Origin of the sequence: Treponema bryantii, assembly GCF_036492245.1 — a bacterium.
Taxonomy (GTDB): domain Bacteria; phylum Spirochaetota; class Spirochaetia; order Treponematales; family Treponemataceae; genus Treponema_D; species Treponema_D bryantii_C.
On record NZ_AP025286.1, the window covers coordinates 149619 to 164157 of the forward strand.

Here is a 14539-nt window from a genome sequence, read left to right on the forward strand (position 1 = left end):
AAGCTCTTGGACAATAATTATTTCAGATTTTAACTTTTAAAGAACGCAGATATTCTTTTCTTTCATCCGGTACGCGGAAACTTTCACAGGCTTTTTGAATTGCTTTATTGTGAGTCCAGTTATCCAGACGGTGAGTCTGAATATACTTCACAGCACAATCCCACTGCTTGGTCAAAGCTTCTGCAAACAACCAGGCAGTCATCATATTTACATAATATTCGTCTGAGCGTAAGGCTGCAGGTAAATCCAGATATTCAGGTTTAAAATCATCATCAAGATAATTTGACATTAAAACTTTCATACCGCAGCGGCGGGTATATGTTGCTTCTGAAGAAATCCATTTCTGTACAAGGCCAATCAGTTCGGCGCGGTGTTTCTTAAAGCAAGTGGGATTTACACCATCATTTACAGCCCAGTTATCAATATATGGCATAAATTTTTCAAGGGCAGACACACAATCATCAAAATCTTTAATCTTGTTTATCAGCTGAACATGCAGGATATTTTCTTCGTTATAAAAATGGGGAAGGGTATTAAGAAATTCAGGAATTACAGGATCATCTTTTATTCGCTTCAGAATATTTTTATACTCTGGAGCGCGTATGCCGATAAATTTTTCCCGTGGCAGGGTTGGAATCAGTTTTGCTGAAAAATCGGCATACTTTTTATCTTCATATTCAAATAGCAGCTGTTGTAGTTCTGTGATTGTCATAGAACTATTATACAGCTGGCTATTATGAAAATCTATTAGTCGAAACGCTTGTCTTCGATACGCTTTGTTTTCTTTTCGCTGCGTGGAAGTTCGCCGATTCCAACAATCTTTACTTCAGGAGTCATGTTGTACTTCTGCTTGAAGTTGTAAGTCATTGTAAGAGCTGCTTCTGTGCGGTCTGTACCACCTTCAACTTCTACAAAGATTGTCATCTTATCTTTTCCATCAACGTGCTCGATAACTGCGCGGTATTCGCTTGAAGTTCCTGGAACGCTGCGGATTACGTCTTCGATTGTACTTGGGAAGATGATGTTTCCCTTAACCTTTACCATGTCGTCGCTGCGGCCCATGATTGGTGTGATGCGTGGGTATTTTGAACCGCACTTACATTCACCAGGAATAAATGCTGCGAGGTCGTGTGTGCGGAAGCGGAACAATGGAGCACCTTCTTTTACGAAAGTTGTAAGAGTTATTTCTCCAAGTTCTCCCTCAGGAACAGGTTTTCCAGTTATAGGATCGAGAATCTCAATATAGATGTAATCATCAAAAATATGGATTCCTTCTTCGCCTGGACAGTTGATACCAATACCAGGTCCGTAACATTCTGTAAGACCGTAGATATCAAAAAGTTCAATACCAAGAATATCCTTAATGCGGTTGCGCATTTTTTCACCCCAGCGCTCAGAACCGATAATACCCTTCTTAAGGCAAATCTTGTCCTTGAGACCGCGTGTTTCAACCTGTTCTGCAAGGAGGAGTGCATAAGAGGATGTAGCACAGATTACTGTAGATTTAAGATCCTGCATCATCTGAAGCTGCTTTTCTGTATTACCTGGTCCCATTGGGATAGCCATTGCACCAAGTTTTTCACAACCAGCCTGGAAACCGATACCTGCAGTCCAGAGTCCATAACCTGGTGTAATGTGAAGGCGGTCTTTGTTTGTGATTCCAGCCATTTCGTAACAGCGTGCAAACATTGTAGCCCAGTCTTCAACGTCTTTCTTTGTATAAGGAATGATTACTGGAGAACCTGTTGTTCCGCTTGAAGAGTGGATACGTACGATTTCTTCTTCTGGAACTGATGCGAGTCCGAGAGGATATGCATCGCGGAGATCCTGCTTAGAGCAGAATGGCACGAGATTTTCAAAATCTTCCTGAGTTTTAATATCTTCCGGATTTACATTCTTAAAGCGCTCTGTATAAAAAGGATTTCCGCAAGCCTTAACGCGGCGAATCTGAGCGCGAATCTGTTCGAGTTGGGTTTCTGTAAGTTTCATAATGGGCTTTATCCTCCTGAGGGAAAGCCATTAAACAAGTTTGTCAAGGCTATAAGCGTAGCGTGCCTTGACGAACTTGTATATAACGGCTTTTTAGTTTCTATTTACAGTAACATAATAACATAGTGTTATGTATCTGTCAATAGAAACATGTGAGGTATCGTTTATTGGTTTAAAAGCTTTTGTAGGTCAGATAAATCTTTTTTTAGGGTTTTATCGTTTGGAAATAATTCAAGCCCTTCTTGTACAATTTGAAGAGCTTTGTCGTATTTTTTTGAATTTGCTTCTTTTGCAAAATTATTATGAATTATAGCAATTGAATTACTGTAGAAATACTGACGCATATTTTTGATTTTAGGATTTTGTGGAAGCTGCGTGAGTGCTTCGTCAGCTTTTTTAATTCCCGTCTGATATTCTTTTTTATTCATGTATTCGTTAAGTATTTCCAGCCATGCCTGTTCCAGATAAAGTGCTCCTCGCTTTTGGAAAGCCCCTGACTGATAATCTTCTGAGGATAATAATTTATTTATAATATCAATCTTTAGATCAGGAGAAGCATTTTCCGTATTTGTTGAGAAAAGAATATCAGCTTTGATTTCTTCTGATTTTGAAAGTTGCTGTGGAGTTACATATGTTTCGAATTGATTAAATGATTTTAATGAAAGAGGATAATTCTTTTCCTTTCCACAAAGAACCTGAAGGTTAATGAATGCATTATCCATGTTTTTCTGTAGAAAAGGAGTTATACCCCATCGGTCTATAAAGTTTGTAAACCATTCAACAACTTCATAATAGAGACTGGCATTACCTGGATTTATATTTACATAATTAGCAGCAAGAACATCAAATTCCTGCCGAACATCACTTATTGCTTTCGAATTCTCATTACGAACAACATCATAACGGGCTGCAGCTAAAGGAACGCTATGATTATAGTCGCCTTGTTTAATACAGTCTGAACAAATATTTCCAGCAATTAATCCTGCAAAAACTCCGTCACTGACTTCTAAACGATTAGAGTAATACTTCTTAGGAACGACATAATATTTCTTTATGTTTTCTTCGTTTTCGATTGTTTCTTTTGTTCCAGGATTAAAACCATAAGGATTTGTTGTTTCTACATCTATTTTAATTAATTGGCCCTGTGTTGTTGATGGGATATAAACAGAACAAAAAGCATGCTGTGTAGTTTTCTGTCCGCGGACATCAAGGCCAGCTGCTTTTGCTGCAGCAAGATAAAGCAGAGCTGATGAAACACAATTGTAAACTCCTGTTTCTAAAGCTACATCTATGCGTGTTTGATCGAAGTTATACTTTGTCAGATAATTTTGATAAAGATATTTAAGAATTCTACGTCCACGCTCCTGAACATCGAGTTCCATAAACAAATCTGCTGTTACATCCGTCTTTATTGATTCAAACTTTTCTAAACATCGAATACCAGTTTCAGATTCAAGTGGACATTCTGAAAATAAAAGTGCCAGTTTAAAAATTTCATCTGAAGAATATTTTTCTTTGCTTGTTGCGACGAGAACTTGATCCAATGTAAATGAAGGCTCAATTGAGGGATGTTGCATTCTATTGTTTTGGGCAGAGATAGTTTCTGTAATTGAAATAACTAATATAAGCAATATTAAACGAAAAATAGAGCTAGAAGATGTGCGTTTACAAAAAATCATATGACTAATTATATCAGCGAGAATCCAAAATGTTGAGTGTTTTATTATTTATAAAACAATCTTGACAGTGTTAAGATTAACCATTATATTCCATGATATAAACTTAACATTGTTAAGATATAAGGAGATTTATAATGATTAAAATTATTCTGAAAAAGCTCAGCGCAGCTCTGTTTTTAAGTACTGTAGTTCTTTTTAATCTGTGCGCTGAACTTAATATAATTCCAATGGCAGAATTTGGAGCACTTCAATTAAAAGATGATAATTATCTTTTTAGTCCGTCTGGTACCCTGTTGTTTAAATATCAAAAAGATGAAGAGGATAGTTCGAATATGCCGGATGTAATTGCTGCAAGTCTTTCTTACGGACAGGACATAATTTCAAAAAGTCTCGAAGATTTTGAAGAAAAACAGTTTCATTCAATGGATGTTTTTGGAAAGATTGGATTTGGAAGGAACACTTTTTTATTAAAAGTGACAGGAAGGGGAGCTCATCCTTTTGAATCATATAAGAACTATGAAGGACTTTTGTTTTACAATCGTGAACTTATTAAGAATGATTCAATGACGCTTGCGGTAGGTGGGGGACTTGCTGCAACAGATACAGGAATTGTAATTGGCGGGATTGATATTTTTGTGGTGCCGCTTCCTATGGTTTATTTTGCGTACAAAAATCAATTCATAAAAACAGAAATGGAATGGACGGGACTTCCTATGATTAATCTGATGCTGTTTCCGGAAAATATGTTCCGTATATGTTTAATTGCGGCTCTTGCAGGTTTTGATTTACCAGTTGATTTGCAGTGGGATTGTGCACTCAGCTGTTATCCTGTAAAAAAAGAGCCATTTAATGAACTTGTCAGTGTTTCTGCAGGTGTGGCAAGTAATGTGAAGAAGCTCCGTATAAACACTGAGAACTCGTTGAAATATCAGTATTACTGTGTGTATGGAGAACTCAGCATTACAGCACTTACAATTCGCGGCGGTTATTCATTTGGTGGTAAGCAGATTTTGAGAACAAAAGGCGACAAGTTCTCAAAGGATTACGACGGTGGCTTTTATGCAACAATTTCCGGAATGTATAAGTTCTAATAAAGCCTAAGGAGATATCATAGATGCAAAAAAACAGTAAGATATTAGTCGGCGTTTTAATCGCATTTGGAGTGATGAATATGGCAGGCTGCGCAACTCTTAAAGTCGGTATAGAAGAAAAGGCAAAAGGACTCGAAAATACAAGAAAGCTTGGGGTAGAAATAAACGGCGCCTTAAACGGAATGTTCATAACTTCAACAAATGAAAATAATCCCGTGCTGCTTTTTATTTCCGGTGGTCCCGGTGTACCGGAAATCTGGCTCAACGAGGTTTACGCTGAACAGTACCCGAACAAACTTGCCGATCACTTTACAGTCTGTTATTGGGATTACCTTGGCGAAGGCCTTTCCTACAACAAAAAAATCAAACCGGAAGAAATCTCTCTGGAACGCCTTGCAGCCGATGCACGAGAAGTTGCTCAATATCTGAAATCAAGATATCACCAGGAAAAAATCTATCTGATGGCTCATTCCAGCGGAAGTCATCTTGGACTTTATCTTGCGCAAACTGATTCAGAAGATTTTTACTGCTATTTTGGAATGGGACAGGATTATACTCAGGGCATACGCCGCTACGAAGAAGGCTACAATTTTATGAAAGCCGAGTTTGAAAAAACTGACAATAAAAAAACTCTCAAAAAGATGAACAAACTTGCCGGCTACACAAAAGAGGGTGAATTCAAAATCAAAAAGCAAAAGAAACTTGCCGCAAAATGGGAAAATGTCCTGCTTAGTGCAGGCTGTGCAACAACGCGGGAAATGCGTTCAGATGCAAAAGACATCTTTCTTAAACAGATGTCAGCAAAATGCTATACTTCGCAGGAAAAAATCAATTACTGGAAGGGCAAAATCCTGTGTTCAAAATCAGCTTACCGCAGCTATCATGTAGAAGCTGATAAGCCCTGCCTGATACCGGTTTACTTTTTCTCAGGTTATTATGACTACACCTGCCCTCCGGCACTGGCAAAAGAACTTCTTGAAAAACTTGAAGCTCCCGAAAAATCATTCTATACTTTCTATAATTCAGCCCATTCACCACTGTGGGAAGAAAATGATTTAGTAATAGAGGCAATGCTCAAACATGTCAGATAAATATCATCATGGAGATTTAAGGAATGCCCTCATAGAAGAAGGCATCAAAATGATAAATACCTCAGGGGAAGATTCCTTGTCCATGAGAAAACTGGCAGAAAAATGTGGCGTTAGTATGGCAGCTCCTTATGCACATTTTAAAAATAAGGAAGAGATGATTACCGCCATAAAGCAGTATGTTGAAGAAGCCTTTACAGAGTACCTGGAAGCGGCAGTTAATAAAGCAGAAGCAGATGTTGAAGCCAGAATTGTAGCATTGGGAATTGCCTATGTTTCTTTCTTTATAGATAATCCCGAATATTTTACCTTCCTGTTTTCGAGAGGCTATGTTCACCTGAATCTTGACTTCCATAGTTCAGACGAAAATATATTTAAGCCGTATAAACTTCTAAAAGATTTGTGTACCCGCTATTTTGATGAAAAAAAGCCAGGACTTTCTGACTATGAAAAGGAACTGGATATTATTCGAATCTGGTCTTCTGTTCAGGGTGTGACTTCAATCATATTTATGAAAAATGTTAAATGGAGCCACGACTGGAAGGAAGAGATAAAGAATATAATAATCTAATTACTGAGCATAAAAAAAGATTGTCCTGTCGGACAATCTTTTTTATTATTCTGATTTTTTCTTTCTGCTTTCAAATTCATTCAGAAGGTTATTTGTATTTTCAAATTCTTCTTCTGAAAGTGTTTTCTGACGAACTGCTTCCTCAAGATCTTCTTCAATTTTAGAAACCAGTTTTGTATAATCCTCGGGAGAACAGTTATCATCCATGTACGATTTGATAGCTTTATCCATGCTATCAACAACAAGTTTTTCCTTTTTCGTTACCATCCGAATACTCTCCTGTTAGGGGTTATTTTTAATTGAATATTCTACGCAATTAAACACTAAAGGAAATAATATTTTAAATCAATAGTCAATTGCGCGAACGTTGAGTTCATAAAATTCTGGTTTTACAAGGAGTTTAAGTGCAGCTTTAAGCTCATCTTTTGAGATAAGCCCTGTTTTACTGGCTGCTCCAAGCAGTACCATATTTACAACCTTGCTGCTTCCGAGATCTTTGCACGCCTGGTCAGTATCTACAGCGATTACTTTACCGGCTACTTTTTCGAGGTAAGAAATCATTTCGTTTTCATCGAAGGTTTTTCCGATCAGACTGGCAGTAACAGGCTGTACCACCTTTTTATTTACAATTACCGAGCCACCCTGCTTAAGGAATGCAATGTTGCGTACAGCTTCAGCCGCCTCAAAAGCAATAAGTACGTCGGCCTGGCCCTGAGGTACCAGCGGAGAATAAACATCCTCACCAATACGCACATGACTCACAACCGAACCGCCTCGCTGAGCCATACCAATCGTCTCAGCAGAAAGCACGCGCTCTCCGTTCGAAATTGCAGCCTGAGAAAGTACCTTAGCGGCCAGAACAGTTCCCTGTCCTCCAACACCGCAAATAATTATATTCTTTGACATAATAATTCTCCTAAAACATCGTCATTGCGAGCGTAGCGAAGCAATCTATTAATTTGGATTGCTTCGTCGTTTCACTCCTCGCAATGACGTAGATTTTGAACCAGGTATCTATTCAATTGCTTTTACAGGACAAACCTGTGAACATAAACTACATCCTGTACATAGGCTCTTGTCTATTTCAACTAACTGTTTACCCTTTGCATTAGTTTTTGTACTTACACTCAGCGCCGGGCAGCCCAGTTCATTTATACACTTGCGGCAGCCAATACATTTATCAGCATTTACAGTAAGTGCGTGCGGTTTTTCCCAGCCGACTTTCTGTGCAATTGCAATACATGGTGCCTTAAAGATAATTGCGCTTACTCCGGGAGCCTCGCTTGCTTTCTGAACAGCTTCTACAGCTGCCTTCTGATCAAACGGATTTACCTGAATAATCGGTGAAACGCCGATGCCTTCAAGAATCTTTTCTATGCTGATTTTTTCAACAATCTCGCCCATCATTGTCATACCTGTTCCAGGATGTGGCTGATGGCCGGTCATTGCTGTGGTTGAGTTATCAAGGATACAGATTGTCTGTTTTGCCTGATTGTAAACTGCATTTACAACACCAGTGATTCCGCTTGCAAAGAAGGTTGAGTCACCAATGAAGCTGAAGCAATGGCGGTCCGGCTCGTTGTGATAGAAGCCCTGTGCCATTGTGATGTCGGCACCCATACAAAGACAGGTGTCTGTCATATCGAGTGGCATTGCGTTACCAAGTGTGTAACAGCCGATGTCTCCGCAGTATACAGTTTTCTTGCCTTTCATTGCCTGCTTTACAGCGTAGAAAGAACCGCGGTGAGGACAGCCTGCGCAGAGAACTGGCGGGCGGACTGGAAGGTCTGGTGCAGGAGATGCATCCTGAACCCTTCGCGGCTCAGCCGCTCGGAGACTCGCTAACGACAGTCCACTGGACTGTCGTTCCTCTGCTTCGCAGAGTCGCTCCCTATGTTTCAGGGCCTCTTTCTGGATAATCTCTTTAATTATCTCTACACTGAGTTCGCCGGCCTCAGGAACTGTGCCGTCGAGTTTTCCGCGAATCTGGCAATTTACTCGTGCGTATCCGGCTATTTTTATTAAATTTTCTTCGATAACAGGGTCTAATTCTTCAAAAACAACGATTTGCTCGTGAAACTTGAGGAATTCTTCTGCTAAAGGCTTTGGGAATGGATATGGATTTCCAATCTTCAAAACAGGGATATCTTTGATTCCGAGGATGGAAAGTGCTTCCATAAGATAGCAGTAAGATATTCCGCCGGCAGCAAATGCGATATTAGAAGTCGTGGAGAAGGGGTCAGACGAGCATAGCTCGTCTGTGCGCATTTTAGTGGAAGATCCTAAAACGACCCGCTGCCGCAGCTCGTTTTTTAACGGATCTTTCGATAAGAGCGGGGGAAGACTTCCCCCTACATAATTCCATTTACTCTTAGAAAACTCAGCCGGCAGCACTTTTTCGTTGCGTTCAAAAATTCTTTTGTGATTGTTGTATGAGGAACGTGGGAAAATTACCCAGCGCTTGGAATCTTTTTCGAACTCGCCAGGCTTACGGCAAGGGACGAGCTCAGGGAACTCCATGCTTTCGTAGGCGTGGTCAACACGGGTGGTTGGGCGCAGAAGAACTGGAGTATTATATTTTTCAGAAAGTTCAAAGGCTTCCTGTATCATTTCGTAGGCTTCGAGTGGGGTAGAAGGATCAAAACAAGGCAGCTTTGAGTACTGCGCAAAGTTACGGGTATCCTGCTCGGTCTGGCTGGAAATTGGGCCCGGATCATCGGCACTTACAATTACCATACCGCCTTTTACACCAACGTAAGAAAGACACATTACAGGATCACTTGCAACATTGAGACCTACCTGCTTCATTGTGATGAGGGTACGGCTTCCTGCATAACTGGCACCTGCTGCAACTTCAGCGGCGGCTTTTTCGTTTACGGACCATTCAACGTAGGTTCCGGTTTTGCTCTTATACTTGGAAATAAATTCAATAATTTCGCTGGAAGGGGTGCCAGGATATCCGGCAACAAGATTAACTCCAGCCTTGAGGGCACCAAGCGCGATTGCCTGATTTCCCATGATCATTTGTTTTGCCATAAATAAAAGTATAAAGGAATTTTTTGTTTCTATCAATGATAACAGTAAACATGGCCTGGATAGACATAAAAAACGGCCTGCTGCAATTTCTTACAGCAGGCCGTTCTCTATATAGTACTAATTATATTTAGTCGTTATAGAGTTGTACGTCTTCCTGGAATACCATGTGGATAAAGTCATTGAATCCATAGTACCAAACTGGGAAGTCATGTGTTCCACCTGGGAATACATAAGATTCAAAGTTTTCTACACGGTCCCATGCAGCCATTGCTTCAACATAGCCTGGGAATGAACCATATACCCTATCGTCAGCATCACCACAGATCATATAAAGGTTATGAATCTTATGCTTATTGAAAGCAGCATTTCCATCTACTCTGGCTATAAACTCCTCTGATGTTGAGAACAAAGCTCCAGAGAATCCGGCAAAGTTACTGATGATATCAAGGCTTTCTCCAATACCAATGTTAAAGGTCTGTCCACCACCCATTGAAAGACCGGCCATTGCTACATTGTCGCGGCCATCTGCAATGTTATAGTTTTCTCTGAGCCATGGAAGAAGATCATTTCTAAGTTCTCCACCAAAGTAGTTATAACCTGTAAAGCTGTATCCAGAACCATTTGGTCCCCAAGATTTATCTGCTACACCAGTTACACAAACAAGAATGAACTTTTTAACATCACCGCTGGCCATTCCGCGGTCCATATAACCTTTAATCTTTCCACCACGGCCTTCATTTGTAAGTCCCCAGGTATTTTCATTCTGTCCAAATCCATGGAGAAGAATAAATACTGGATATTTTGTTGTTGTATCTTCAGCATCATAACCTGCTGGAAGGTAAACCCAACCATGCTTGTTATATCTGTCTGCATCTGTTACATCTGCTTCATCTGCAATACTCCAGTCTCTTGTTGGATACCAGATTTCTTCAACTGTACCACGCTGTGCATCTGTCAAACCATCAGAAAAAGCTTTATCTGCAGGGGCATTAGCTTTTGCATTAAACTTAACGTTCTTTAACTGAACCTTAATCTGGTCTCCATCATCATTTCCTCTCTGGTAATCGTTGAATTTAAGTGCGAAACCAAGAATACAATCATAGTCTGAACTGGATTTGATTTTATCTGCAAAATTGTCTGGAATTTCAATATTGTATACAACGGTTCCAGTATCTGTTTCTGGTTCAAAGTATTCAAGATCCTCATAACCTCCAAACATTCCTGTTGAATCCCAAGGAAGAATTCTCATACAGAAACCTGGTTTTTGAGCATCTGCATTCCATTTACCTTCAACTGTCTTGTAATCGAATTCAATATCGATTGATTCATAGTTACCGATGTTGATTTCTGCTTTATTAGATTTTACATAGAAGGCAACTCCACCACCGCCTCCTCCAGCAGCAGTTGCTACCCATGATACAGATCCATCAGCTTCTGTTTTAATTTCAGAAGCTGCAGAACCTTCTTCAAAAATTGTAAATCTTTCTTTTGAACCACGTAATGTGATTCCACATGCAAGTTCTTCAGGGTCGTTATTTCCACATGAAGAGAATACACTTGCCAGCATAGCGATACCAGCAAGAGCCGAAACGATTCTTAGTTTTTTCATTTTGAACTCCTTGTGAATTTTTAATAAAACGTTTTACCTAATTAGTAATTATAAAACGTTTTACTAGGAAGTCAAATGTTTAAAAAATTTATTTTAAAAGGTTTAAATTTTTACGATTTGAAATAAAAGTTATGGATATAATGAACGGGCCGTTAAATAGAGGAATGCAAAACGTTATACTGATAATATGAACGTTACTCAAATTTCAAAAAAGGGCACAGCTAAGAGCTGTATGATTTATCACGAAAATCCAGATGTTTTTCATGTAAATACTCTGGATAGTCACTGTTATTTTATTCCATTTGGAAAAGAGAAGGGACAGAATCCGTTTGGGGCGCGGGAGAAATCTTCGCGGTTTGAACTTCTAAACGGTAAATGGGGCTTCCGTTATTATGACAGCTTGATTGATCTTGAAGATGATTTTGCAGATGGTAAGATTGCACGTTCTGCACTGAATGATAAAAAGAAAATGCCGGTGCCTGCAAACTGGCAGCTCCACGGTTATGATAAACCGCAGTACACAAATTTTGAATATCCGATTCCATATAATCCACCGTTTGTTCCGGATGAAAATCCTGTTGGAGTTTATTACCGTACTTATAATTATATACCAGACGGGCTTCAGCGCATCTTATGTTTTGAAGGTGTAGACAGCTGTGCATACGTTTATATCAATGGAAAGTTCTGTGGATTTTCTGAAGTTTCGCATCATACAAGTGAGTATGATATTACAGCTTTCCTGGAAGAGGGAGAAAACCTGATTACAGTTGCTGTTCTTAAATGGTGTTTTGGAACCTATCTTGAAGATCAGGATAAGCTTCGTCTTTCTGGTATCTTCCGCGACGTTTATGTACTGTCTCGTCCTAAAAAGAGAATAACTGATTACCGTGTTGCAACGGTTTTGAAAAACAACTACCGTTCGGCAGTTTTAGAACTGACTGTTTATGGTGCTGATGCAAAGGTATGTTTATGTGATCCTGATGGAAATCAGATTTTTGAAGGCGAAGCTAAAAAGGGAAATCTGCTTGAGATTCCTGTAAAGGAACCTGCGCTCTGGTCTGCTGAGACTCCAGTTCTTTATAAACTTCTGCTTGAAACTACTGATGAAGTAATTGGTGAAGAAGTTGGCTTTAGAAAGATTACAAGTGAAAAAGGTGTACTTAAGATTAACGGTCAGCCAATTAAATTCCGTGGAGTAAACCGTCACGACAGTTATCCTGATACAGGTTCTGTTTCTCCAGTTTCAAAAATCGAAAAAGACCTCAAACTGATGAAACAGCATAATATCAATGCCATCCGAACTTCGCATTATCCGAATGCGCCAGAGTTCTACAAACTTTGTGACCGTTATGGTTTTTATGTGATTTGTGAGGCTGATCTTGAAATGCATGGAAGTGTAGTTGTAAATAATACAGCTCACTGGGACTGGTCTGATTATTCTGGAATTGCACTTGTGGCAAGTAATAAATTTTTCTATAAGGGAATCTTAGACCGTGAAAAGCTCTGCGTTACAAGAGATATAAATCGTCCGAGTGTTGTTATCTGGTCAATGGGTAATGAATCTGGAAACGGTCATAACTTTACAGAGGCAGCAAAGTGGATTAAGGCTTTCGATAATACACGACTTTTGCATTATGAAAGTTATCATAATCAGGGGGACACAAGTGACTCTGTTTACGATTTAGTTTCCCGAATGTATCCGAGCGTTCAGGACTGGAAACAGATGTCGGAGGATAAAAAGGAAAAACGACCATTTATTCTCTGCGAGTATTGTCATGCAATGGGAAATGGTCCTGGAGATCTCGAAGATTATCATAAGGTATTTCATAGTTCAGAACGTTTCTGCGGCGGCTTTATCTGGGAATGGTGTGATCACAGTTTAATTCTTGGAAAGACTCGTAATGGCGAAGTGAAATATGGTTATGGTGGAGACTGGGACGAAAAACATAATGACGGCAACTTCTGCTGTGATGGTCTTGTGTATCCTGACCGTCGTCCTCATACAGGTCTTCTTGAAGCAAAACAGGTTTATCGTCCGGTGCGAGTACGTAAACTTCCGGAAAGCAAAAAGACTGCTCCTGGTTCAGCAGGTTTTGAGTTTACAAATCTTCTTGCATTTACAGATGCTGCAACTGTATTGGATTGTCATTACGAACTTTCGATAAACGGTGATATTGTAAAATCAGAAAAAATAGAATTTCCTTCATTACCTCCGCTTGGCAAAGCAAAACTCGTTTTGAATGACCTTCCTGTTTTTGAAGGAAAAGATTCTTATATCAGATTTATCTTTACAGAAAAACAGAATCAACTCTGGTGTGAAAAAGGCTACGAAGTTTGTTTTGATCAGGTGCAACTTTCGGCTGAGCCTGATTCAGATAATGAAGCAGAAATTCTCCGAAAAGCTTCTTTTATGCCTGAACTTCCAGGCCTTAAGCCTTTCCAGCCGGGAAAGCGGGATGCAAAAGGTGTTCAGGAGAATGCGCGTAAAGAAATTGAAGCACTCATAAAATTTGTAACTGCCTCTGAAAAGCAGAATGAAAATCAGAACTGGCAGGAAACATTCCATGTTAAAGCAGACAGTACAAGTATTAAATATGGAAAGCTTTTTGTAGAACCTGAAGGACTTCGTTATAAAGTTACCGCAGATAACATGACCTATTCCTTTAATCGCCGTACAGGAGTTTTTGATTCAATAAAATTTGGAAAAACAGAGATTCTAAAAAAGCCGTTGAGTTTTAATTTCATGCGTGCTCCTTTAGACAATGATCCTATGAAAGGTGAATGGTTTGGAGCACATCTTCATGATTATGAAGTGAAGGTTTATAGTTCACGCATTGAGCCTTCTGAAGATGGACAATCAATTCGCATAATAGTGAATCAGGGTTTTGTCTGGAGTATTCATCAGCCATTCCTGTATGGCACTGTTATTTACACGATAAGTGCTGCTACAGGTCTTACAGTTAATTTTGATTTTACTGCTACCAGAAGAATCTTTATGCTTCCACGAATCGGGCTTCGGTTCTTCCTTGATAAATCTTTTAATAAGGTAGAATACTTTGGTTATGGTCCGACAGAAAGTTATGTTGATAAGCATCAGGCAACCTGGGTAGGAAAATTTAAGGCTAAGGTTGATGATATGTATGAACCATATATCCGGCCACAGGAAAATTCTTCGCATTATGGATGTCGTTATGTAAAGCTTTCAAATAACAAACTAACGTTAGTTTGTTCAGGAGCTCAGCCGAAATCAGGTAATCAAAAGAATATCAGTTTTAATGTATCTAACTATACAGAAGAAGAACTTTGGACTAAGCGGCATAACTTTGAACTGGAAAAGTGTGGAAATATAGTTTTGTGTGTGGATTATAAAATGGCAGGTGTAGGCTCCAACTCGTGTGGCCCGGCACTTGCAGAAAAATACCGTATCCAGCTGCCTGAGGTAAAGGGACAGCTGAATATAGTATTTGAACAGTAGC

The 14539-nt window shown here is 39.4% G+C and carries 11 protein-coding genes; 4 read left to right on the plus strand and 7 right to left on the minus strand.

Annotated features, from left to right (window positions below; all coding sequences use genetic code 11):
- Positions 1-22: 22 nt before the first annotated feature.
- From AABJ44_RS00760 to AABJ44_RS00770, 3 genes are all read right to left on the minus strand, one after another.
- Positions 23-712 (minus strand): DNA alkylation repair protein, encoded by a 690-nt coding sequence (locus tag AABJ44_RS00760; RefSeq protein WP_338370015.1) that lies wholly within the window; start codon positions 710-712, stop codon positions 23-25.
- 35 nt (positions 713-747) lie between these two features.
- Positions 748-1989, minus strand: a complete 1242-nt coding sequence (locus tag AABJ44_RS00765) for a phenylacetate--CoA ligase family protein (protein WP_338370016.1) — start codon at positions 1987-1989, stop codon at positions 748-750.
- A 164-nt stretch (positions 1990-2153) separates the two neighbouring features.
- Positions 2154-3566, minus strand: a complete 1413-nt coding sequence (locus tag AABJ44_RS00770; protein ID WP_338370017.1) for a tetratricopeptide repeat protein — start codon at positions 3564-3566, stop codon at positions 2154-2156.
- A gap of 236 nt (positions 3567-3802) precedes the next feature.
- Between AABJ44_RS00770 and AABJ44_RS00775 the strand changes: the two genes are divergently transcribed.
- Genes AABJ44_RS00775 through AABJ44_RS00785 form a run of 3 tightly spaced genes read left to right on the plus strand, consistent with a single transcriptional unit; the run spans position 3803 to position 6418 of the window.
- The gene (locus AABJ44_RS00775; RefSeq protein ID WP_338370019.1) at positions 3803-4759 is read left to right on the plus strand and encodes a hypothetical protein; all 957 of its coding nucleotides are present in this window, start codon (positions 3803-3805) and stop codon (positions 4757-4759) included.
- Between the two features lie 23 nt (positions 4760-4782).
- Positions 4783-5850 carry an alpha/beta hydrolase gene (locus AABJ44_RS00780; RefSeq protein WP_338370021.1) on the plus strand — a complete coding sequence of 356 codons (1068 nt, stop codon included), beginning with the start codon at positions 4783-4785 and terminating at the stop codon, positions 5848-5850.
- Positions 5840-6418 carry a TetR/AcrR family transcriptional regulator gene (locus AABJ44_RS00785; protein ID WP_074641794.1) on the plus strand — a complete coding sequence of 193 codons (579 nt, stop codon included), beginning with the start codon at positions 5840-5842 and terminating at the stop codon, positions 6416-6418. The genes AABJ44_RS00780 and AABJ44_RS00785 overlap by 11 nt, the downstream gene beginning before the upstream one ends.
- A gap of 45 nt (positions 6419-6463) precedes the next feature.
- Here AABJ44_RS00785 and AABJ44_RS00790 read toward each other — a convergent pair whose 3' ends face one another.
- The 4 genes from AABJ44_RS00790 to AABJ44_RS00805 all read right to left on the minus strand — a co-directional run bounded on the left by AABJ44_RS00790 (position 6464) and on the right by AABJ44_RS00805 (position 11063).
- On the minus strand, positions 6464-6685 hold the full coding sequence (locus AABJ44_RS00790) for a hypothetical protein (RefSeq protein WP_074641792.1): 222 nt from the start codon (positions 6683-6685) through the stop codon (positions 6464-6466).
- Positions 6686-6763: 78 nt separating this feature from the next.
- Positions 6764-7324 carry an indolepyruvate oxidoreductase subunit beta gene (locus AABJ44_RS00795; protein ID WP_338370024.1) on the minus strand — a complete coding sequence of 187 codons (561 nt, stop codon included), beginning with the start codon at positions 7322-7324 and terminating at the stop codon, positions 6764-6766.
- A gap of 108 nt (positions 7325-7432) precedes the next feature.
- Complete coding sequence (locus AABJ44_RS00800) at positions 7433-9454, minus strand: thiamine pyrophosphate-dependent enzyme (RefSeq protein WP_338370026.1); 2022 nt, start codon at positions 9452-9454, stop codon at positions 7433-7435.
- Positions 9455-9581: 127 nt separating this feature from the next.
- Complete coding sequence (locus tag AABJ44_RS00805) at positions 9582-11063, minus strand: alpha/beta hydrolase (RefSeq protein ID WP_338370027.1); 1482 nt, start codon at positions 11061-11063, stop codon at positions 9582-9584.
- Between the two features lie 187 nt (positions 11064-11250).
- On the opposite strand from AABJ44_RS00805, the gene AABJ44_RS00810 reads away from it, so the two are divergent.
- Positions 11251-14538, plus strand: coding sequence for a glycoside hydrolase family 2 TIM barrel-domain containing protein (locus AABJ44_RS00810; RefSeq protein ID WP_338370028.1), 3288 nt, complete (start codon positions 11251-11253; stop codon positions 14536-14538).
- The last annotated feature ends 1 nt before the right edge of the window (position 14539 follow it).

Excerpts from the sequence above, each read along its gene's own strand:
- AABJ44_RS00760 (WP_338370015.1), bottom strand. The coding sequence starts at position 712 with ATGACAATCACAGAACTACAACAGCTGCTATTTGAATATGAAGATAAA.
- AABJ44_RS00765 (WP_338370016.1), bottom strand. The coding sequence starts at position 1,989 with ATGAAACTTACAGAAACCCAACTCGAACAGATTCGCGCTCAGATTCGC.
- AABJ44_RS00770 (WP_338370017.1), bottom strand. The coding sequence starts at position 3,566 with ATGCAACATCCCTCAATTGAGCCTTCATTTACATTGGATCAAGTTCTC.
- AABJ44_RS00775 (WP_338370019.1), top strand. The coding sequence starts at position 3,803 with ATGATTAAAATTATTCTGAAAAAGCTCAGCGCAGCTCTGTTTTTAAGT.
- AABJ44_RS00780 (WP_338370021.1), top strand. The coding sequence starts at position 4,783 with ATGCAAAAAAACAGTAAGATATTAGTCGGCGTTTTAATCGCATTTGGA.
- AABJ44_RS00785 (WP_074641794.1), top strand. The coding sequence starts at position 5,840 with ATGTCAGATAAATATCATCATGGAGATTTAAGGAATGCCCTCATAGAA.
- AABJ44_RS00790 (WP_074641792.1), bottom strand. The coding sequence starts at position 6,685 with ATGGTAACGAAAAAGGAAAAACTTGTTGTTGATAGCATGGATAAAGCT.
- AABJ44_RS00795 (WP_338370024.1), bottom strand. The coding sequence starts at position 7,324 with ATGTCAAAGAATATAATTATTTGCGGTGTTGGAGGACAGGGAACTGTT.
- AABJ44_RS00800 (WP_338370026.1), bottom strand. The coding sequence starts at position 9,454 with ATGGCAAAACAAATGATCATGGGAAATCAGGCAATCGCGCTTGGTGCC.
- AABJ44_RS00805 (WP_338370027.1), bottom strand. The coding sequence starts at position 11,063 with ATGAAAAAACTAAGAATCGTTTCGGCTCTTGCTGGTATCGCTATGCTG.
- AABJ44_RS00810 (WP_338370028.1), top strand. The coding sequence starts at position 11,251 with ATGAACGTTACTCAAATTTCAAAAAAGGGCACAGCTAAGAGCTGTATG.